The sequence below is a fragment of the Nocardia aurantiaca genome (genome assembly GCF_009708175.1).
GTDB lineage: Bacteria > Actinomycetota > Actinomycetes > Mycobacteriales > Mycobacteriaceae > Nocardia > Nocardia aurantiaca.
In genome coordinates this window covers 455,041-473,959 of sequence record NZ_WMBB01000005.1, presented here as the reverse complement: position 1 = coordinate 473,959, position 18,919 = coordinate 455,041, and the positions used below count along the sequence as shown (strand labels likewise).

Here is an 18,919-nt window from a genome sequence, read left to right as displayed (position 1 = left end):
CCGGCCGAAGCCGGTCGATGACCGTCGACGTGGTCAGCCGAAGTGGTCGATGATGTGGGCGGCGGCGTCGGTGCCGGTGGCGGCGCAGGCGGGGACGCCGACGCCGTCGAGGTAGGCGCCGGCCAGGGCCAGACCGGGGAGATCGGCTGTGGCCGAACGCAGCTCGGCGATGCGGGTGGTGTGGCCGGGCGCGTACTGCGGGAGGCCGCCGGGCCAGCGCTGGACCACCGTGCGCAGCGGCCGGATCTCCGCACCGGTGACGGTGGCGAGGTCCTCGACGGCGGCGGTGACGAGATCGGCGTCGGGCCAGGACAGCGGCGAGTCGTCGCCGAAGCGGCCGAACGAGGCGCGGACCAGGGCGACCCCGCGGGCGGCGAGGTGGGGCCATTTGCGGCTCGAGAGAGTGAAAGCCTTGGCGCGCAACGGTTCACCGGTGGCCACCAGGATGCCCGAATTATCGGGCAGGGCCGTCTCGGCCGGGAGGGCCAGGGCCACGACGGCCGAGGAGGCCAGCTCGATGCCGGCGGCGAGTTCCGAGGCTCGCGGGGCCACCGCGCGCAGCAGTTCGGCGGTCACCGGGGCGGGGGTCGCGAGAATCACGGCGTCCACCTCGCCGACCGGATCCAGACGCCAGCCATTCGCCGTGCGAGTGAGACCGGTTGCGGCCGTGCCGATTTCGGACTTCACATCGGCGGCCGCGCGCAGAGCGTCCAGCAGGACCCGGTAGCCGTCGCGGAGGCCGCCGAAGACCGGGGTCGCACTCGGCGGCGGCAAGGCATCGGACACCGCCCGGGTGAGACTGGCCGCGCCCTGATCCAGCGCGGCGGCCAAGGTCGGCAGCGCGGCGCGCACCCCGATCGAATCCGCAAGTCCGGCATAGACTCCGCCGAGAAGCGGGTCGACACTGCGGCGAACAACCTGCTCCCCGAACCGATCCCGCACCAGCTCCCCCACCGACACATCCGCGCCGACTTCCCAGTGCAGCGGCCGGGACGGCTCCTCCTCGATGGCGGCCAAGGTCCGCGCATCCACCAGTCCCGCCACCGATTCCGCGGCGGCGGGAATCCCCATCAGCGTCCGCTCCGGCAACCGATGCCCGGCCCCCTCCGACCACACCAGCGGCCGCTTCCCCGCCGGATACACCAACTGCTCGTCGATCCCGAGCTCCCGCATCAATTCCGGAATCTCGGGCCGCCGCCCTACAAAAGCCTCGGCCCCCAGATCGACCGGATCGCCCTCGATCTCGACGGTCCGCAGGATCCCCCCGACCCGATCCCGGCGCTCCACCAGAACCAGCTCCGCCGACTCCCCCAACGCCTTCCGCAGCCGATACGCCGCCACCAGCCCACTGATGCCACCACCGACAACCGCGACCCGCATCGACCACTCCTCGTCACCTCGTGATCGGCCGCGGTCACACCATCCGCGTATCCGCGGCCCGCGACCCGCACCTCGACGACGAGTCGCTCCCGCCAACCTACTCCCGCGGCCCAGGGCCACCCGCGCCCGGCCCGGCCGCCAAGGACCCCCGTCCAGCCACCCGGCAATCCACTCTCACCTGGCCTTTCGCAGGCCGAGGTGACAGCCGGGCATCTCCCCGCGCGGACAGGACCCCGCCGAAACGTGACCGACGCCGCGCAAAATCATCACCGCGCCCTCGGGACGGCCCGTCTGATCTCATCCGACTCTTCAGGTCCGAACTCGATCCGCGATTCTCGGCGACGCGCCCTGCTCTTGCGCCCCCGCGGCGAGACGACGCCGACGAGTTGTCGCTCCCGCATGGTTTTCGTTCCCGCGCGGGACGAGGGCCTGGCTCAGAGCGGGGCGGGGAGGCTGTGGATCAGGGCGACGGTTTCGGTGATGACGCCCGGGTCGGTGTTGGGGAGCACGCCGTGGCCGAGGTTGAAAATATGGCCCTTGGCGCCCAAGGCGATCGCCTCGTCGGCCTCGCGGGCGATGCGGCGCACCTCGGATTCGATGGCCGCGGAACCTGCGAAGAGCACGGCCGGATCGAGGTTGCCCTGCAACGCTTTTCCGGGGCCGACGCGGCGCGCTGCCTCGGTCAGCGGAATCCGCCAGTCCACGCCGACGACATCCGCGCCGGCTTCGCCCATGGCGCCCAACAGTTCTCCGGTGCCGACACCGAAGTGGATGCGCGGAATGCCCGCCGAGGCGATCTCGGCGAAGACCCGTTCCGAGTGCGGCAGAACGTATTTCCGGTATTGCGCCAGGCTCAGCGCGCCCGCCCAGGAGTCGAACACCTGGACCGCGTCCACGCCCGCGTCGATCTGCGCGCACAAGAACTCGATGGTGATGTCGGTGAGCACGCCCAGCAACTGGTGCCAGGTCTCGGGATCGGCGAGCATCATCGCCTTGGTGCGCTCGTGATTCTTGCTCGGACCGCCCTCGACCAGGTAGGACGCCAAAGTGAATGGGGCACCGGCGAATCCGATGAGCGGGGTGTCGCCGAGCGCGTCGAGCAGCAGCTTCACACCCGCGGTGACCGCGCCCACCTCCTCGGCGCGCAGGCGCGGCAGCGCGCGCACATCGGCGACCGTGCGCACGGGATTCGTGACCACCGGGCCGACACCCGCCACGATATCGAGATCGATCCCGGCGGCCTTGAGCGGAACCACGATGTCCGAGAACAGGATTGCCGCGTCCACCCGGTGGCGGCGGACGGGCTGCATGGTGATCTCACACACCAGCTCCGGATCGAAGCACGACTCCAGCATGCCGATTCCGGCGCGCACCTCCCGATACTCCGGAAGGGACCGACCCGCCTGCCTCATGAACCACACCGGACGCCGATGCGGCACGCCACCGGTGGCGGCGGCGAGGAACGGGGCATCGGTCAGCGGGCGGCGGGTATGAGTACTCATCACCGCCCATCGTAAAGGGGCCCGGCGGCGCGCCTCGCACTACTGGGCACCCGAGAGGTCTACGGTGCCATTCGTGACACCGCTCGACTTTCGCGACGGCGCTGCCCCGACCCCGGAGCCCGAAGAACCAGCCCGGTTCCGCGCCGCGGTCGAGGCCATGGGAACCGCATCTGTGCATCCTCGAATCGAGCTGGCACCGATCCGCCCGCCGCAGCGCCTCGCCCCGTATTCCTACGCTCTCGGCGCGGAAGTCACGCGACCTGACACGAATGTGGTGCCCGTCGACTCCGAGGGCGACGCGTTCGGCCGGCTGATCCTGCTGCACGACCCGGCCGGGCAGGAGGCCTGGCATGGAGTGTTCCGCTTGGTCGCCTACATCCAGGCCGACATCGACTCGGCCCTCGCCGCCGACCCGCTGCTGCCCGAGGTGGCCTGGAGCTGGCTGGTGGACGCCCTGGACTCGCGCACCCCGTTCACCGCCCTGGGCGGCACGGTCACCGCCACCAGCTCGGTGCGCTACGGCGATATCGCCGGTCCGCCGCGCGCGCATCAGCTCGAACTGCGCGCCTCCTGGACCGTCGCCGACACCGCCATGCGACCGCACGTGGAGGCCTTCTGCGAGGTGCTCGCGTACGCGGCCGGACTGCCGCCCGCCGGGGTCACCCGGCTGGACGTGCGCCGGGACGAGAGCACCGAGTAATTGCGTGCGAAATCGGGGCGGCCGAGCCCCGAATTCCCGCCCCCGCTGCCGGGAAATCCCCTCTCGCCTGCGAGAACATCTGTACTGCAACGAAATCGACGGTCGCCGCGTACGATTCCCCATGGCCCGACGCAGTGTCACGGCCGGTCGTTTCACCGACGTGACGCGGCTCGCCATTGTCCTACCCGTAGAGTTCAAGACCATGTCCGTACCAGATGAACACGAAGCCACTGCCGCGGTACCGTTGCTCGCGCCAGTGGACGGTGTACCGCCGGTACTGGACTCTGCCGCCGAAGTGGCCGCGGCCGCCCGCCGGCTCGCCGCCGGCACCGGTCCGCTCGCGGTGGACGCCGAGCGCGCCTCCGGCTTCCGCTACTCCAATCGCGCCTACCTGATCCAGCTGCGGCGCGCGGGTTCGGGCAGCTTCCTCATCGATCCGATTCCCGTGGACGGGGACCTCTCCCCGCTCGCCGAGGCGATCAATGGCCTGGAATGGGTGCTGCACTCCGCCGATCAGGACCTGCCCGGGCTGGCCGAACTGGGGCTGTATCCGGCCAAGCTCTTCGACACCGAACTCGGCGGCCGCCTCGCGGGCTACGAGCGGGTGGGCCTGGCCGCCATGGTGGAGAAGCTGCTCGGACGTGAGCTCCGCAAGGGCCACGGCGCGGCCGACTGGTCCACCCGGCCGCTGCCCGACGACTGGCTCAACTACGCGGCCCTCGATGTCGAGCTACTCGTCGAGCTGCGCGATGCGGTCGCCGCGGATCTGGCCGACCAGGGCAAATCCGAATGGGCCGCAGAGGAATTCGAGCACGTCCGCACCGCCGAGCCGGCCGCGCCCAAGGCCGACCGATGGCGGCGGACCTCCGGCATCCACACCCTGCGCCGCACCCGCCAACTCGCGATCGTCCGCGAACTATGGATCACCCGCGACCGCCTGGCCCGCCTGCGCGACGTGGCCCCCGCCCGCATCCTCCCGGATTCGGCCATCGTGGCCGCCGCCACCAACGAGCCCAGGTCCATCGCCCAGCTGCGCACCCTGCCGATCTTCGGCGGCCCCCGCCAGCGGCGCTACTCCCGCGAATGGCTCGGCGCCGTGGAGCGCGCCCGCGCCCTCCCCGACAACGAGCTCCCGCCGCTGACCCAGCCCTTCGACGGCCCGCCTCCGGTCAACCGCTGGGAGCGCCGCGACCCGGCCGCCGCCGAGCGTCTCCAGCTCGCCCGCGCGGCCATGACCGACCTGTCCACCGAGGTGTCGATCCCGGTCGAGAACCTGCTCACCCCGGACCTACTGCGCCGCATGTGCTGGGACGGGCTGCCCAAGTCGGTCGCCAATGGCGAGGCCCCGACCCTCATCGAGGGCTACCTCGCGGCGGGCGGCGCACGACCGTGGCAGCGCACCCTGACGGTCCCACGCCTGAGTGAAGCCCTCTACCCGAAGGCCTGACCCGAGGAGTATCGCCCTAGGACGTTGGGCCACACCAGCTTTCTGAAGTGGGACCCATTTCACAGTTGGCGAGGCGGGCGTGAGCGCTGCTCAGTCCTGGAATTCGGGTGGACGGCGGTCGCGGCGGGCACGGATGGCCTCATCGAAGTTCTCGGTGGTGAGGCGGACGTAGAGCTGGGCCATGCCCTCGTTCTGCATGTGGGACTCGAAACTGCCCGCCTCCAGGCCGGCCCACAGCAGGCGCTTGGTGAGCTCGCCGCCGACCCGGCTCCAGCGGATGATCTGGTCGGCGGTGTCGTAGGCGGCCTCGAGAAGCTTGTCGCCGGGGACGACGCGGGAGACGATGCCGATGCGCTCGGCTTCCGCGGCGTCGACGTCACGGCCGGTGAGCATGATCTCGAACGCTCGGGTGGAGCCGATGGCCCGGGGCAGCGTGTAGCTGATCCCGAGTTCGGCCGAGGTCAGGCCGTTATTGATGCCCGCGGCGCGGAAATACGCGTCCTCCGAGGCGATTCGGATATCGGTCCCCATGGCCAGGCAGAACCCGCCGCCGATGGCCGCGCCGTTGATGGCGCTGATCACCGGCTGATGCATCCGCTTGATCGTGAGCATCACATTGTTCAGCAGCTCCATGGAGCGGCGCGCGATGCTGGTGCGCGTCAACCCCTCTACCCCGGGCACCTTGCCGGCATGCTGCAGATCCGCGCCCGAGCAGAACCCGTGCCCGGCCCCGGTGAGCACCACCACCCGCACCTCATTGTCGGCCGCCACGCCTTCGAGGGTCTCCCGCAGTGGCACCATCACGTCGAACGCCATGGCGTTCATCCGGTCCGGCCGGTTCAACGTCACCAGCGCGATCCCCGGCCGCGGCTTCTCGACAAGCACAAACGACATCCGAACTCCCGTCCCGAAACTGTAACCTGTTTCAGAATCTACGCGAGAACCCCAGCTCCGCACAGAAAAACGGGCCCACGATCGGATGATCGCGGGCCCGTTCCGGGCTCGAGGGGCGCTACTCGGCCGCCGGGAGCAGAGCCTGCTCGATCTCGCTGCCGGACGTGTCCGCGGCGCCGAGCCAGACGTGGACGCGCTGGGCCACCTCGCCCGGGGTGAGGCCGAGGTCCTGGTGGATCTTCGCGCGACTGGAATGGTCCAGGAAGTGCTGCGGGACGCCGAGATCACGGGTGGGGACGTCGACGCCCGAGCTGCGGAGCCGGGCGGAGACGGTGGAACCGATGCCGCCGTGCAGGCCGCTGTCCTCGAGGGTGACCACCAAACGGTGGTTCTCGGCCAGCTTCACGACGGTGTCGGACACCGGAAGCACCCAGCGCGGGTCGACCACGGTCACCGACACGCCTTCGGCGTCCAGCAGATCCGCGACCTTGAGGGCCAGTTCGGCGAAGGGCCCGACCGCGACCAGCAGCACATCGGCGCGCACCGAGTACGCGGCAGCGTCTTTCACATCGGGCAGGCGCAGCACGTCCACGCCCTCGAAGCGTTCCACCGCCGGAATCTCCTCGATGGCAGGACCCTTGGGGAAGCGAATGGCGGTGGGGCCGTCGCTGATCTGCAGGGCCTCCCCCAATTCCTCCCGCAGACGGGCGGCATCGCGGGGGGCGGCGACCCGAATGCCGGGGACGATGCCGAGCACCGACAGGTCCCACATGCCGTTGTGCGAGGCGCCGTCATCGCCGGTGATGCCCGCGCGGTCGAGCACCAGCGTCACCGGGAGCTCGAGCAGCGCCACGTCCATGAGCAGCTGGTCGAAGGCCCGGTTGAGGAAGGTGGAGTAGATGGCGACCACTGGGTGCAGGCCGCCCAGGGCCATGCCGGCGGCGGAGGTCATGGCGTGCTGTTCGGCGATGCCGACATCGAACATGCGGTCCGGGAAGCGATTGCCGAACGGCGTCAGACCGGTCGGCCCGGGCATCGCGGCGGTGATCGCCACAATGTCGTCGCGCTGCTCGGCCTGGGCGATGAGTTCCTTGGAGAATACCGAGGTCCAGCTGACTCCGGAGGATCCGGCCAGCGGTTCGCCGGTCTCGGGATCGATCACGCCGATCGAATGCATCTGGTCGGCTTCATGATCCACGGCCGGTTTGTAGCCGCGCCCCTTCTGCGTCACCGCGTGCACGATGACCGGGCCGCCGAAGTCCTTGGCCCGCTTGAGCGCGGCCTCGAGCTGCACCTGATCGTGCCCGTCGACCGGGCCCACGTACTTCAGGCCGAGATCGCTGAACAGTTCCTGCGGTGCGACCGCGTCCTTGATCCCGGTCTTGATGGCGTGCAGCATCGAATACGCCGAATCCCCCACACGCGGAATGCTCTGGACGATCCGCTTGGTGGCGTCGAGCGCGTGCTCGTAGGCGGGCTGGGTGCGCAGTCCGGCGAGCCGCTCGGCCAGGCCGCCGATGGTCGGCGCGTAGGAGCGTCCATTGTCATTGACCACCACGATGACCGAGCGATCCGGCCCGGCGGCGATATTGTTCAACGCCTCCCAGCACATGCCGCCGGTCAACGCGCCGTCGCCGACGACCGCGATCACGTGCCGCTTCTGCCGCGTCAGCGCGAACGCCTTGGCGAGCCCGTCGGCGTAGGACAGCGACGCCGAGGCGTGCGAGGACTCCACCCAGTCGTGGGCGCTCTCGGCCCGCGACGGATATCCCGACAGGCCACCCTCTTTGCGCAGCCTGTCGAACCCGTCCTTGCGGCCGGTGAGGATCTTGTGCACGTAGGCCTGATGCCCGGTATCGAAGATGATCGGGTCGGCCGGCGAGTCGAAGACCCGGTGCAACGCGATGGTCAGCTCCACGACGCCGAGATTCGGCCCCAGGTGCCCGCCGGTGACGGCGACCTTCCGCACCAGGAACTCGCGAATCTCCTCGGCCAGCTCATGCAGCTCCGGTACCGACAGCCGGCGCAGGTCCTCGGGCGTGTCGACCCGGGAAAGCACTCCCACGGCTATTGCTCCCTCCGGATGTCTCCTGTGTTTGCAACAGTCTACGGAGCCCTTTCCGGCCCCCGATGCCAGGAACGAAACGCCACCTGCGACATCCGCAACAGATGTGAGGCTCCACACACAGTACGCCGGTTACAGTGGCCCGGTGGTCACCTCCGCGACGTCGTGGCCCGCATCATCGACGAAGTGTACGAGCTGTGCCGGGCCGACGCGTCGGGAACGCGGCGGCCGCATTCCGGAACTGGCGGCGGTGCAACCCGATTCGGTCGGCATCTGCCCGGCAACCGCGGACGAGCGGAGCTACGGCGGCGAAGACCTGGACGCCGCCTTCACGATTCAGTCGATCTCCACACCGTTCACGTATGCGCCGACCCTGGCGATCGCGGCCGGGTGAAGGTGGCGGCGCGCATCGATGCGGGGCCCTCCGGGGGCCGTTCTTCGAATCAGCCCGGACCCCCACGACACACCGGCCGCGCGATCCGATGATCAATGCGGAGCCATCGCGGCGGACTCGCTGGTCGAGGGCACCGACGCGGCTGACCGATTTGCCCGAATCCGCCGGAGTTGCAGCCGATTCGCCAGGCGTGAGCCGGCCAGGAACGAGGCGGTGTAGGCTGCCGGCCGCTGGACAGCGCGGCGGGAAGTCCGGGAGTGCCCCGCCGCGAGTCCTCCGGTGCGGCTCAGCGGTAGCCGTAGTCGTGCCAGCGGTCGAGAACGCGCTGCTGGACCTCGGCGGGCCAGCCGTTCTCGAAGCTGCCCTTGATCGGACGCTGGGTCTCGTCGAACAGGTCGGCCAGCAGGCAGTTGTAGATGACCTTGCCCGCCCGATACGAGTGCTGTTCCACCTCGGACAGATACACCGACAGCGCCGCGGTCAACTCGGCCGGGAAATGAACCTCACCATGCTCGGGATGGGCCCGGGTCGCGAACGCCCACACCACCTCGTTCACATTGGTGATGTCGATGTCGTTCTCGACCAGCAGCACCTTGGGAACGCCGAAACCGGCCTTGCCCGCGAAGACCACTTCGCCGACGCGCCCGGCGAACTCTCCCGAGGACACCGGCAGCTTGTCGTGCCAGTCGGAGTCGGCCGCCACGATCAGCCAGTGCAGCGCCGACTCGTAGGAGAACCAGGCCGAGGCGACCGGCAGCCCGGATTCGCGCAGCTGGTACAGGATTTCGGCGGCGTGCATGGTGCCGGTCGCGGTGTGGTCCTCCTCCACCGGCGGGCCCGCGGCCACCACGGGCAGGATCGCGCCGTCGCGGTAGGTGATGGCGGAGACGTGGAAGACCGGTTTGGCCGAGGCTTCGACCGCCTTGTAGCCCGGGTATTCGTTCATCGGGCCCTCCATCACCGTCTCGTCGAAGGCGATGTGACCCTCGATCACGATCTCGGCGGTGGCGGGAACCATGATGTCGACGGTCTCGGCGGGCACCACCTCGATGCCCTCGCCATACAGCGCGCCCAGGAAATGGGATTCGTCCGCGCCCTCGGGCAGCGGCATGGCGCCCACGAACGGCAGGCCGGGTTCGACGCCCAGCGCGAGCGCGATGGGCATGGGCTTGCCCTCCTCGGCCCACTTCGCGCGGATGATGCCCAGGTGCTGCGGCCCGGGAATGAGGCAGGCCAAGGTGTTCCGGCTCGCGATCATCATGCGATTGATCGACCAGTTGGTCCACGAGCCGTCGGGGGTCCTGGCGATGTTCATGCCGTAGGTCTGGATGTAGCGGCCGCCGTCGTTGCCGTGGATCAGCGGCGTCGGGAAGGCCAGCAGATCGATGTCGTCACCGCGCACGATGTTCTGCTTGCACGGCGCGGTCTCCGCGTCCACCTGCACCGGCGGAATGCCGGGCTTGCGGCGGGCCGCGACGATGGTCTCGACGATCTCCTGCCCGGGCGCGCCCGCGGACAGGCCGAGCGCCAAGGCGATTCGCGCCAGCGGGTGCGCGGGCCCGGACAGTCCGCCGGGCGCGCCGAGCACACGGAATCCGCTGTCCGCGTAACCGGTGATCCTGCTGAACAGCGGCGCGGGGGCCTTCAGATCGTAGGAGCGACGAATGATCGCGCCGATCTCCAGATTCCAATCGACCTCGGTGTCGATGTGTTGGACTTCGCCGAGGGCGTCGAGCGCCTCGATGAACTCGCGCAGGCTCTTCAAATGCGGCACAGGGGTTTTCCTTCGCGTGGTTGTTCGGCGTTGTCGGCTATTCGCCCCAGCGGGGCAGGTCGGGCACGTCGATGCCCAACAGGTCCAGGGCGCGTCCGGCGGTGTGGTCGACGATGTCGGCGACCGATTCCGGATTCAGGTAGAAGGCGGGCACCGGCGGCATGACGATGCCGCCCATCTCGGTGACCGCCGTCATGGCGCGCAGATGCGCCAGGGTGAGCGGGGTCTCACGCACCATCAGCACCAGGCGGCGACGCTCCTTCAGCGTCACATCCGCCGCACGGGTGAGCAGATTGTCGTTATTGGCGTAGGCGACCGCGGACAGGGTGCGAATCGAGCAGGGGGCCACGATCATTCCGATGGTCCGGAACGAACCCGACGCGATGGCCGCGCCGATATCGGCGGGCCGGTAGACGACATCGGCCGTGGCCGCCAGATCGGCTGCGCTCAGCGCTGTTTCAAAGGCCCGGGTCTGCTGCCCGGCCGGGGTCACCACCAGATGCGTTTCCACGCCGGCCTTGCGGGCCAGCTCCAGCACCCGGATCCCGTACGCGATTCCGGTTGCCCCGCTGATCCCCACTACAAGTCGCCGTGTTCCGCTCACCGCACCAGCATCGGTCAGCCATCGGATGGCCATCAACGCCGAAATCCGCGAAGATTGATAAGAAATGCTGATCGAAGACTCGCCCCGCGAAAACCGCGTCGACCCGGCCGAACTGGAAGCCTTCGTCGTCCTCGCCGAAGAGCTGCACTTCGGCCGGACCGCCGACCGCCTCGGACTGTCCCAGCCCCGGGTGAGCCAGCTGATCCGCAGCCTGGAGCGCCGCATCGGCCGACGCCTGGTGGAGCGCACCAGCCGCCGGGTCACCCTCAATCCGCTGGGCGAGCATCTGCTGGCCCGCGCGCGACCCGCCTTCCAGGATCTGCAGCGCGCCTTCGCCGAAACCCGCACCGCCGCACGGGGACTGCGCATCGGCTTCCTCGGGCCCTACGCTTCCACCCTGGATGGGGCGCTGGCCGGGTTCCGGGCGCGGCATCCGGAATGTCCAATCACGCTGACGCAGCTCGCGTGGACCGACATCTTCGGACCGCTGCGGCGCGGAGAGGTGGACATCCAGATCTGCCTGGCCCCGATCGAGCAACTCGGCCTGACCGTCGGCCCCGAGGTGGGCGTGTTCCCGCGGTTGCTGGCCATCGCCCGCAGCCATCCGTGGTCCACCCGCGAGCACATCGATGTCGAGGATTTGGCCGACCTGCGCGTGATCGGACCGCATCCGGATGTCGCGCCCGAATTCGCGCGCAGCTTCTGGCCGCCCGCCACCACCCCGGCGGGACGCCCGATTGCGCGGGTCGCGCCCGCACGCACCGAACCCGAGATGCTCACCGCGGTAGCCCACAACGACGCGGTCTTCGCGACCACCACCGCCATGCCCACCTACTTCACCCATCCTGAGGTGGCGTTCGTCCCGCTCACCGGACTGCCCGAGGCACGGATCCGGCTGGTGTGGCGGGCCGACACCGATCATCCCAAGGTCGCCGAATTCGCCGGGCTGGCCGTCGAACAGCGCGCGGCGGACGTACGTGAGCAGGCGTAGCCCCGGATTACGCCATCGTGTGCAGGCGCGTCGCCGCGAACGCGCCTACGCTGGCGGACAACGAGATTCCTTCCCTCCCATGAGGCGGATGTCATGACCGATTTCGACCCGGCGGTCTACGGACCGCCCACCGTCCGCGTCGGCACCGCGGAACGCGAGCAGGCGGCCGCGGCGCTGGGCGAGCATTTCGCGGCCGGCCGCCTCGACGTCGCCGAATACGACGACCGGGTGGGCCGCGCCTATGCCGCCAAAACCGCGGGCGAACTGGCCGCCCTCTTCGGCGACCTGCCCCGGCCGCAGCCGCCGGCGCCGCAGCTCACCCCGGCGACCGGCCCGCAGCGCACGCTGACGCTGGTCCCGTTCGGCGTGGGCATCGTGCTGGTCTTCGCGATCGTGTTCGCGGTGGCCACCCACTTCTTCCCGTTCTTCCTGTTCCCGGTGCTGTTCTTCGTGTTCGCGCGGGGGCGGCGCGGCTACGGGTACCGCGGCGGCTATCGCGGTCCGCATTACCACCGGATGTGAGGGCTAGGGTGGATTCGTGGGTGTCATAGGCGAACTGTTCCCCGGCAAGAAGCTGGAAGACGAGGGCAGCGAGGACAGCGGCGGCGAGGGGCACCGGCCGCGGGTCAGCCTCGATCTGGACGCCGGAGTGATCCGGGTGTCCCCGGCCGCGAGCCCCGCCCAGCCGCACTCCGACCCCGACGCGGCCGCCGCACACGGCTAGGACGCACCCGATAGGGTATGCCCCGACACGTGCTCGGCGCGGCCGGAGGGGTGACAACGCGTGACCGACGACAACGATCACTGGGCGAACCTCTACGGTCCCGCGACACCCGGTGCGCCGGGCGGGTATTCGCCGCGGGCCCCGTATCAGCAGCCCGCGTACAGCGAGCCCGCGCAGCAGGGCTGGGGCTATCCGGATGTGGAACACCAGGGCTGGGGTCACTCCGCGGGTGACGCGCAGCAGCCGACCGAGTACCCGCCGTACGCACCGCAGCAGCCCTTCGGATACCAGCCCACTCCCGCGCAGTATGTCACCGGCCAGCAGCCGATGCCGAATTACACAGGGCAGCAACCGATTCCGGGGTACGGACAGCCGCCCGCGCCGGGCGGCGGCGGCCCCACTCGCATCTCGCTGATCCTCGCCGCCGTGGCGGCGGTGATCGTGCTGGTCGGCGGCGGTATCGCGGCCTACGCGCTGACCCGCGGCTCCTCCGACAGCGCGACCGCCGTGCCCAGTACCACCGCGGACTCCGCCCCGGGCCACCCGTCCGCCACCGGGCCGTCGAAGTCGGGCTCCCCCGAACCCGGCGGCACCACCGTGGTCGCGCCCACGCTGGGCATCAGCTACGACGTGCCCACCGGGTGGACGATCGCCGATCCGACCGACATCACCGTTCAGACCGGCGCGGACGGCTCCGTCATCGGACACGGCAAAGCCACCGAGGGCGACGACTACTGTGCGGGTTCGGCGTACCGGACCCTCGCCTTCGTCACCCGCGCCGACGGCAGCGATCCCGCCGCCGCGGCAACCAAGGTGGCGAAAATCTCCGCGGAGGGCGGCTATTCGGACGCGACCGGCGGCAACCCGGGCGCGCCGATCGCGGTCACCACCACGAGCGGCCTCACCGGCCAGCGGGTCGAAGCGTCCGGCGACTGGAAACCCTCCGCCCCCGGCTGCACCACAACCGCCTACTCGGTCTACGCCTTCGCCTTCTCCGGCCCCAACAACGCCCTGCTGGTCCTGGCCATCCTGGCCGACCGCGGCACTCAGGGCGAACTCGCCGCCGGCCAGGCCGAACAGATCATCGCCAGCATCCGCAAATCCTGACCCCGCCGGGGCGACCAGGGCCGCGGCCGCCATGAACGAGATCGCCCACGCGTCGGCGAACCGACGCAACGACAGCGGACATGTGTGCCGCCGGGATCGATGATCGATCACACGCCCGGCAATAGACTCGTCGAATGCCCCTCGTCGAGGTGACCTACAACCCGAAGCTACCCGAGACAGTGCTGCGTGAGCTGGGCGAATGGTTGCCTCACCTGGTCTCCACCGCCGTCGAATGCCCCGAAGAGCCCTACGACGGCGACCTTCAGCCCGGTGATGTGGAGATCCGCTTCCACCCGCTGGGCAAGTTCGACCGCTCCGGCATGGACCTGGTCATCGAGGTGCGCTCGAAGTATTTCGGCAGCCGCGCCGAGAACCGGCAGGAGCGCTGCGATCGGCTGCTCGCCGATATCGAGAAGTTCGTCGACGGGAATATCGGCGTCTACCTGACCCTCCCGATCGCCGCCTGGTCGCAGAGCGAATAGCCGCCGACGGGACCGCGGGTGCCCACGGTCACTTTCAATCAATGATTGAATTAATGTTTGAAACGTGTTTCACTACTGGGCATGGTCGAAAAGGCGTCCGCGGGGACTCGCGAACGGCTCCTGGCCGCGGCCGAGCAACTGTTGCTGACCGAACCCTATGACGAGGTGTCGGTTCGGGCGGTCTGCGCGGCCGCGGGGGCCAACCCCGCGGCGGTGCATTACCACTTCGGGTCCAAGGAGGCGCTGGTCGGCGCGCTCCTCGAGGCCCGGCTCGGGCCGCTGTGGGCGGAGGGGCTGGCCCAGGCCACGGGCGGGCGGGATTCGGCGCCCGCGGTGGTGGACACCATCCTCGCCCCGTTCCAGAAGCTGGCCGCGGATCCCTTGGGGCGATTGCATCTTCGGTTGCTGGCGCGGTTCGTGCTGGGCCGGCATCTGACCTCATGGCAGGGGCCGTGGTTCCGAATGGATTCGTGGACCGGACTGCTGCCCGAACTGCCGGCCAATGTGGCGCGGCGGCGCTGGATGCTGGCCTTCGACCTGATCATCATGCGATTCGGCAGTCCCGAGATCGACGATCACGGGATGCCCGAACCGGCGTACGCGGCCCTGCGGAACTTCGTGGTGGCCGGACTCACCGCACCGGGAGAACAATCATGAACGAGATCTTCGCACCGGCGAAGCTCGGCCCGATCACCCTGCGCAACCGGGTGATCAAGGCCGCTACCTTCGAGGGACGCACCCCCGACGCGCTGGTCACCCCCCAACTCATCGACTTCCACCGCGAGGTCGCCGCGGGCGGGGTGGGCATGACCACCGTTGCCTACTGCGCGGTCGCCCCGGGCGGGCGCACCGACCGGCACCAGATCTGGATGCGGCCGGAAGCCGTTGCGGGACTGCGCGAATTGACCGACGCCGTGCACGCCGAGGGCGCGGCCGCCAGCGCTCAGATCGGGCATGCCGGGCCGGTGGCCAATGCCGCCTCCAATCGGGCGCCCGCGCTCTCGCCGAGCCGCATGTTCAGTCCGCTGAGCATGAAAGCCATGAAGGTGCCCGGCGAGGCCGAGATCCGGGAACTCATCGCGGCCCATGCGAACGCGGCGCTGCTGGCCGAGCAAGCCGGATTCGATGCGGTCGAAATCCATTTCGGCCACAACTATCTGGTGAGCTCGTTCCTGAGCCCGCTGCTCAACCACCGCCGCGACAAATGGGGCGGCACGCTCACCAATCGCGCCCGGCTGGCCCGCGAAATCGCCTGCGCCGTACGGGATGCCGTGGGCGACCGGCTCGCGGTGACCGCCAAACTGAACATGGAGGACGGCCGCCGCGGCGGCCTCACCGTGCCGGAGAGCCTGCAGGTGGCCGCCTGGCTGGAGGCCGACGGCGCACTCGACGCCCTCGAATTGACCGCGGGCAGCTCACTGCTCAACCCCATGCTGCTCTTCCACGGCGACGCGCCGCGCCGCGAATTCGCGAAAGTGCTGCCCGGTCCGGCCCGGCTGGGTTTCCGCCTGGTCGGACGCGCCTTCCTGAAGGAGTACCCGTATCAGGAGGCCTACCTGCTGGAGCAGGCCCGCCAGTTCCGCCGCGAACTGTCCATGCCGCTGATCCTGCTGGGCGGCATCACCAATCTGGACACCATGAACCTGGCCCTGACCGAGGGCTTCGACTTCGTGGCCATGGGCCGGGCGCTGTTGCGCGAGCCGAACCTGTTGCGCCGCATCCAATCCGACGCGGCCACCCGCTCGGCGTGCGTGCACTGCAACAAGTGCATGCCCACCATCTACACCACCACCCGCTGCGTGTACCGGCCGGAGCGGACCATTATCGACCTGGACGGAAGGCAGCGAGCATGAGTGGACGACTCGACGGGCGCGTGGCGCTGATCAGCGGCGGCGCTTCGGGAATGGGGGCCTCGCACGCCCGCGCGTTCGTAGCCGAGGGCGCCTCGGTGCTCATCGGCGACATCTCCGACGAGGCGGGCGCGAAACTGGCGGCCGAGCTCGGTGACGCCGCGGCGTTCATCCACCTCGACGTCACCCGCGCCGAGGACTGGCGGGCGGCCGTGGACACCGCCGTCGAGCGCTTCGGCAAGCTCGACGTGCTGGTCAACAACGCGGGCATCCTGGACGGCGGCCCGCTGGGCACCTACACCGAAGAGCAGTGGCAGCGCACGCTTTCCGTCAATCTCACCGGCCCGTTCCTGGGCCTGACCGCGGCCCGCGACGCCCTGGTGGCGGCCCGGCCGGCGGCGGTGGTGAACATCTCCTCCGCCGCCGGGATCCAGGGTGTGGCGGGCGCACACGCCTACACCGCCTCGAAATTCGGGTTGCGCGGGCTCACCAAGTCCGCGGCGCTCGAGCTCGCCCCGCACGGGGTGCGGGTGAATTCCGTGCACCCGGGCGGCATTCTGACCCCGATGCTGGGTGCGCCGGCGGGCATTACCCTGGACCGCGGTGAGAACACGCTGACCCGACTCGGGCTGCCCGAGGAGGTGACGCCGCTCGTCGTGTTCCTCGCCAGCCACGAATCCAGTTACTGCAATGGCGGCGAGTACGTCGTCGACGGCGGCATGACCGCGGGTCGTGCCGGCTGACCCCTACTGCCGGTAGGTCGCCAGAAAGCGTCCGATGCGCTCGATGATCGCCTCGAGCTCATCGGCGTGCGGCAGCGTCACGATCCGGAAGTGGTCGGGGCGCGGCCAATTGAAGCCGGTGCCCTGCACGATGTGGATCTTCTCGCGCAGCAGCAGATCCAGCACCAACCGCTCGTCGTCGTGGATCCGGTACATGTCGAGGTCGATGCGCGGGAAGGCGTACAGCGCGCCCTTGGGCTTCACGCACGAGACGCCCGGGATGGCATTGAGCGCCTCCCACGCCCGGTCGCGCTGCTCGCGCAGGCGGCCGCCGGGCAGGGTGAGGTCGTAGATGCTCTGACGCCCGCCGAGCGCGGCCTGAATCGCCTGCTGCGCGGGGACATTCGCGCACAACCGCAGACCCGCCAGCATGGTCAGGCCCTCCAGATAGTTCTCGGCGTGCTCGATCGGGCCCGACACCACCATCCAGCCACCGCGGAATCCCGCGGCCCGGTAGGACTTGGAGAGCCCGGAGAAGGTGAGGCACAGCAGATCCGGGGCCAGGGACGCGGTCGCGGTGTGGGTCAGGCCGTCGTAGAGGATCTTGTCGTAGATCTCGTCGGAGAACACCACCAGGTTGTGGCGGCGGGCGATCTCGAGCATCTGGCGCACCACCTCGGGTGAATACACCGCGCCCGTGGGGTTGTTCGGGTTGATGATCACCAGGGCCCGGGTGCGGTCGGTGATCTTGGACTCGATATCGGCCAGATCCGGCATCCAGTCCGAGGCCTCATCACAGATGTAGTGCACGGGCCGACCGCCGTTGAGGGCGGTGGCGGCGGTCCAGAGCGGGAAATCCGGTGCGGGAACGAGGACTTCGTCGCCGTTCTCCAGCAGCGCGGTCATGGCCATCATGATGAGCTCGGAGACGCCGTTGCCCAGGAAGACCTGCTCGACGTCGATCTCGGACAGCCCGAGCGTCTGGTAGTACTGCACCACCGCGCGCCGCGCCGAGAGCAGGCCCTTGGAGGTGGAGTAGCCGCTCGACTGCGGCAGGTTGCGCACCATGTCCTGGAGCAGTTCCGCAGGCGCTTCGAAGCCGAACGGGAGCGGGTTGCCGGTGTTGAGCTTCACGACATGATGCCCCTCGGCCTCCAGCCGTGCGGCATGCTCGGCGACCGGTCCGCGGATCTCATAGGACACGCCCGCCAGCTTGCTCGACTGCTTCACCTGCATGAAACGACCCCTTCTCGGTGTGGTTGCCGCACACTCTACTTGGAATTTCCAAGTTTGCACTTGGTATTTCCAAGTTATTGGTTACAGTGGGATCGTGCCACGCCGAAGCTACGACCACTACTGCACTGTGAGCCGCGCCCTCGATATCGTCGGCGACCGGTGGAACCTGCTGGTGGTCCGCGAATTGTGTTCGGGCCCGCGCCGATACAGCGACCTGTTCGCCGACCTGCCCGGCATCAGCACCGACGTGCTGGCCGCCCGGCTCAAGGACCTCGAGCGTGACGGGATTCTCACCAAGCGCCGCGTCGGGCCGCGCGCGGGCACCGCCGTCTACGAGCTCACCGACTCCGGCGCCGCGCTGCGGCCGGTGCTGGACTCGCTGTCGGTCTGGGGCGCGGGACAGCTCGGCGAACAGCGCGCCACCGACGCCGTGCGGGCGCACTGGTTTGCCCTGCCGTTGGGCCACGCCGTCGCCGAACTCGTGTCCACCGGCACCGTGACCGTCCGCATCGGCGACACCGCCCTCCACTATGTGATCACCGAAACCGGGCTCACCCACCACGACGGCCCGGCCGCCGCACCGGACCTCGACATCCGCCTCGACCTCGCCACGGCGCGCGAGATCGCCACGGGGACAACCTCACTCGCCACAGCCCTCGAGGCGGCCGGAACCGGGCAACCGGTCGCCTGAACCGCCTCCCGGAGCGGGGTGGCGGCCGGACCCTCTCCGGGCCGACGCCCACCGAGGGTCGCGTTCGCCGCCGACATAGCCGCCCCGGCCGGACCCGAGTGCCGGTGGAGCTCCGCGAGAGCGAACCGTTCACCAGCGTCCGGGTCCCCTGACAGCGGAACCGAGGCCCCATCGGGCAGCTCGACGACCGACGCCGGCGTCGGATCGGACAACATAGCCACGGGCGACATCTCGGTGCGCCCGCAAACCCCCACCGCCCCAACCCATCCCACGGAGGTCAACCGCCCCAGCGGCACAATAGATCGGGGAGCGCTCACCGGTCACACTCCGCGGTGAGCGTTCCCTGATCTCGAAAC

Annotated in this window: 19 protein-coding genes; 12 read left to right on the top strand and 7 right to left on the bottom strand. The window is 69.5% G+C overall.

What is annotated here, in order from left to right:
- Window positions 1-33 precede the first annotated feature (33 nt).
- Window positions 34-1,380 (bottom strand): protoporphyrinogen oxidase, encoded by a 1,347-nt coding sequence (locus GLP40_RS13310; RefSeq protein WP_154788149.1) that lies wholly within the window; start codon window positions 1,378-1,380, stop codon window positions 34-36.
- A 434-nt stretch (window positions 1,381-1,814) separates the two neighbouring features.
- Window positions 1,815-2,882: a uroporphyrinogen decarboxylase gene (gene hemE / locus GLP40_RS13305; protein ID WP_154788148.1), complete on the bottom strand. Its 1,068-nt coding sequence runs from the start codon at window positions 2,880-2,882 to the stop codon at window positions 1,815-1,817.
- Between the two features lie 73 nt (window positions 2,883-2,955).
- Here hemE and GLP40_RS13300 point away from each other — a divergent pair, with 73 nt between their 5' ends.
- Together GLP40_RS13300 and GLP40_RS13295 are read left to right on the top strand one after the other, a co-directional pair.
- The gene (locus GLP40_RS13300; protein WP_328290090.1) at window positions 2,956-3,582 is read left to right on the top strand and encodes a DUF3000 domain-containing protein; all 627 of its coding nucleotides are present in this window, start codon (window positions 2,956-2,958) and stop codon (window positions 3,580-3,582) included.
- A 202-nt stretch (window positions 3,583-3,784) separates the two neighbouring features.
- Window positions 3,785-5,029, top strand: a complete 1,245-nt coding sequence (locus GLP40_RS13295) for an HRDC domain-containing protein (RefSeq protein ID WP_154788147.1) — start codon at window positions 3,785-3,787, stop codon at window positions 5,027-5,029.
- 90 nt (window positions 5,030-5,119) lie between these two features.
- Here GLP40_RS13295 and GLP40_RS13290 read toward each other — a convergent pair whose 3' ends face one another.
- On the bottom strand, window positions 5,120-5,923 hold the full coding sequence (locus GLP40_RS13290) for an enoyl-CoA hydratase (RefSeq protein ID WP_154788146.1): 804 nt from the start codon (window positions 5,921-5,923) through the stop codon (window positions 5,120-5,122).
- A 118-nt stretch (window positions 5,924-6,041) separates the two neighbouring features.
- Complete coding sequence (gene dxs / locus GLP40_RS13285; protein WP_328290089.1) at window positions 6,042-7,988, bottom strand: 1-deoxy-D-xylulose-5-phosphate synthase; 1,947 nt, start codon at window positions 7,986-7,988, stop codon at window positions 6,042-6,044.
- Here dxs and GLP40_RS33805 point away from each other — a divergent pair.
- Entirely contained in the window at window positions 7,873-8,382 is a 510-nt protein-coding gene (locus tag GLP40_RS33805) for a glutaminase (protein ID WP_328290088.1), read from the top strand. The genes dxs and GLP40_RS33805 overlap by 116 nt on opposite strands.
- Window positions 8,383-8,668: 286 nt before the next feature.
- Here GLP40_RS33805 and GLP40_RS13275 read toward each other — a convergent pair whose 3' ends face one another.
- Together GLP40_RS13275 and GLP40_RS13270 are read right to left on the bottom strand one after the other, a co-directional pair.
- The gene (locus GLP40_RS13275; protein ID WP_328290087.1) at window positions 8,669-10,156 is read right to left on the bottom strand and encodes a UbiD family decarboxylase; all 1,488 of its coding nucleotides are present in this window, start codon (window positions 10,154-10,156) and stop codon (window positions 8,669-8,671) included.
- Window positions 10,157-10,193: 37 nt separating this feature from the next.
- Entirely contained in the window at window positions 10,194-10,760 is a 567-nt protein-coding gene (locus GLP40_RS13270) for a UbiX family flavin prenyltransferase (RefSeq protein WP_328290086.1), read from the bottom strand.
- 64 nt (window positions 10,761-10,824) lie between these two features.
- Between GLP40_RS13270 and GLP40_RS13265 the strand changes: the two genes are divergently transcribed.
- The 8 genes from GLP40_RS13265 (at window position 10,825) to GLP40_RS13230 (ending at window position 16,657) form a co-directional block, all read left to right on the top strand.
- Window positions 10,825-11,751 (top strand): LysR family transcriptional regulator, encoded by a 927-nt coding sequence (locus GLP40_RS13265; protein WP_154788143.1) that lies wholly within the window; start codon window positions 10,825-10,827, stop codon window positions 11,749-11,751.
- A 93-nt stretch (window positions 11,752-11,844) separates the two neighbouring features.
- Window positions 11,845-12,273 (top strand): DUF1707 SHOCT-like domain-containing protein, encoded by a 429-nt coding sequence (locus GLP40_RS13260; protein ID WP_154788142.1) that lies wholly within the window; start codon window positions 11,845-11,847, stop codon window positions 12,271-12,273.
- Between the two features lie 16 nt (window positions 12,274-12,289).
- On the top strand, window positions 12,290-12,475 hold the full coding sequence (locus tag GLP40_RS13255; protein ID WP_154788141.1) for a hypothetical protein: 186 nt from the start codon (window positions 12,290-12,292) through the stop codon (window positions 12,473-12,475).
- A gap of 60 nt (window positions 12,476-12,535) precedes the next feature.
- Window positions 12,536-13,582 (top strand): hypothetical protein, encoded by a 1,047-nt coding sequence (locus GLP40_RS13250; RefSeq protein WP_154788140.1) that lies wholly within the window; start codon window positions 12,536-12,538, stop codon window positions 13,580-13,582.
- A gap of 134 nt (window positions 13,583-13,716) precedes the next feature.
- The gene (locus tag GLP40_RS13245) at window positions 13,717-14,064 is read left to right on the top strand and encodes a hypothetical protein (RefSeq protein WP_154788139.1); all 348 of its coding nucleotides are present in this window, start codon (window positions 13,717-13,719) and stop codon (window positions 14,062-14,064) included.
- A 57-nt stretch (window positions 14,065-14,121) separates the two neighbouring features.
- The gene (locus GLP40_RS13240) at window positions 14,122-14,721 is read left to right on the top strand and encodes a TetR/AcrR family transcriptional regulator (RefSeq protein ID WP_230329499.1); all 600 of its coding nucleotides are present in this window, start codon (window positions 14,122-14,124) and stop codon (window positions 14,719-14,721) included.
- Window positions 14,718-15,917, top strand: a complete 1,200-nt coding sequence (locus GLP40_RS13235; RefSeq protein ID WP_154788138.1) for an NADH:flavin oxidoreductase — start codon at window positions 14,718-14,720, stop codon at window positions 15,915-15,917. The genes GLP40_RS13240 and GLP40_RS13235 overlap by 4 nt, the downstream gene beginning before the upstream one ends.
- On the top strand, window positions 15,914-16,657 hold the full coding sequence (locus GLP40_RS13230) for an SDR family oxidoreductase (RefSeq protein WP_154788137.1): 744 nt from the start codon (window positions 15,914-15,916) through the stop codon (window positions 16,655-16,657). The genes GLP40_RS13235 and GLP40_RS13230 overlap by 4 nt, the downstream gene beginning before the upstream one ends.
- 3 nt (window positions 16,658-16,660) lie before the next feature.
- Here GLP40_RS13230 and GLP40_RS13225 read toward each other — a convergent pair whose 3' ends face one another.
- On the bottom strand, window positions 16,661-17,872 hold the full coding sequence (locus GLP40_RS13225) for a pyridoxal phosphate-dependent aminotransferase (RefSeq protein WP_154788136.1): 1,212 nt from the start codon (window positions 17,870-17,872) through the stop codon (window positions 16,661-16,663).
- Window positions 17,873-17,966: 94 nt separating this feature from the next.
- Between GLP40_RS13225 and GLP40_RS13220 the strand changes: the two genes are divergently transcribed.
- Window positions 17,967-18,563 carry a winged helix-turn-helix transcriptional regulator gene (locus GLP40_RS13220; protein WP_328290085.1) on the top strand — a complete coding sequence of 199 codons (597 nt, stop codon included), beginning with the start codon at window positions 17,967-17,969 and terminating at the stop codon, window positions 18,561-18,563.
- Window positions 18,564-18,919 lie beyond the last annotated feature (356 nt).

Bases quoted from the DNA above. Each gene is read 5' to 3' on its own strand.
- GLP40_RS13310 (WP_154788149.1), bottom strand. From the start codon at position 1,380: ATGCGGGTCGCGGTTGTCGGTGGTGGCATCAGTGGGCTGGTGGCGGCG.
- hemE (WP_154788148.1), bottom strand. From the start codon at position 2,882: ATGAGTACTCATACCCGCCGCCCGCTGACCGATGCCCCGTTCCTCGCC.
- GLP40_RS13295 (WP_154788147.1), top strand. From the start codon at position 3,785: ATGTCCGTACCAGATGAACACGAAGCCACTGCCGCGGTACCGTTGCTC.
- GLP40_RS13290 (WP_154788146.1), bottom strand. From the start codon at position 5,923: ATGTCGTTTGTGCTTGTCGAGAAGCCGCGGCCGGGGATCGCGCTGGTG.
- GLP40_RS13265 (WP_154788143.1), top strand. From the start codon at position 10,825: ATGCTGATCGAAGACTCGCCCCGCGAAAACCGCGTCGACCCGGCCGAA.
- GLP40_RS13260 (WP_154788142.1), top strand. From the start codon at position 11,845: ATGACCGATTTCGACCCGGCGGTCTACGGACCGCCCACCGTCCGCGTC.
- GLP40_RS13245 (WP_154788139.1), top strand. From the start codon at position 13,717: ATGCCCCTCGTCGAGGTGACCTACAACCCGAAGCTACCCGAGACAGTG.
- GLP40_RS13235 (WP_154788138.1), top strand. From the start codon at position 14,718: ATGAACGAGATCTTCGCACCGGCGAAGCTCGGCCCGATCACCCTGCGC.
- GLP40_RS13230 (WP_154788137.1), top strand. From the start codon at position 15,914: ATGAGTGGACGACTCGACGGGCGCGTGGCGCTGATCAGCGGCGGCGCT.
- GLP40_RS13225 (WP_154788136.1), bottom strand. From the start codon at position 17,872: ATGCAGGTGAAGCAGTCGAGCAAGCTGGCGGGCGTGTCCTATGAGATC.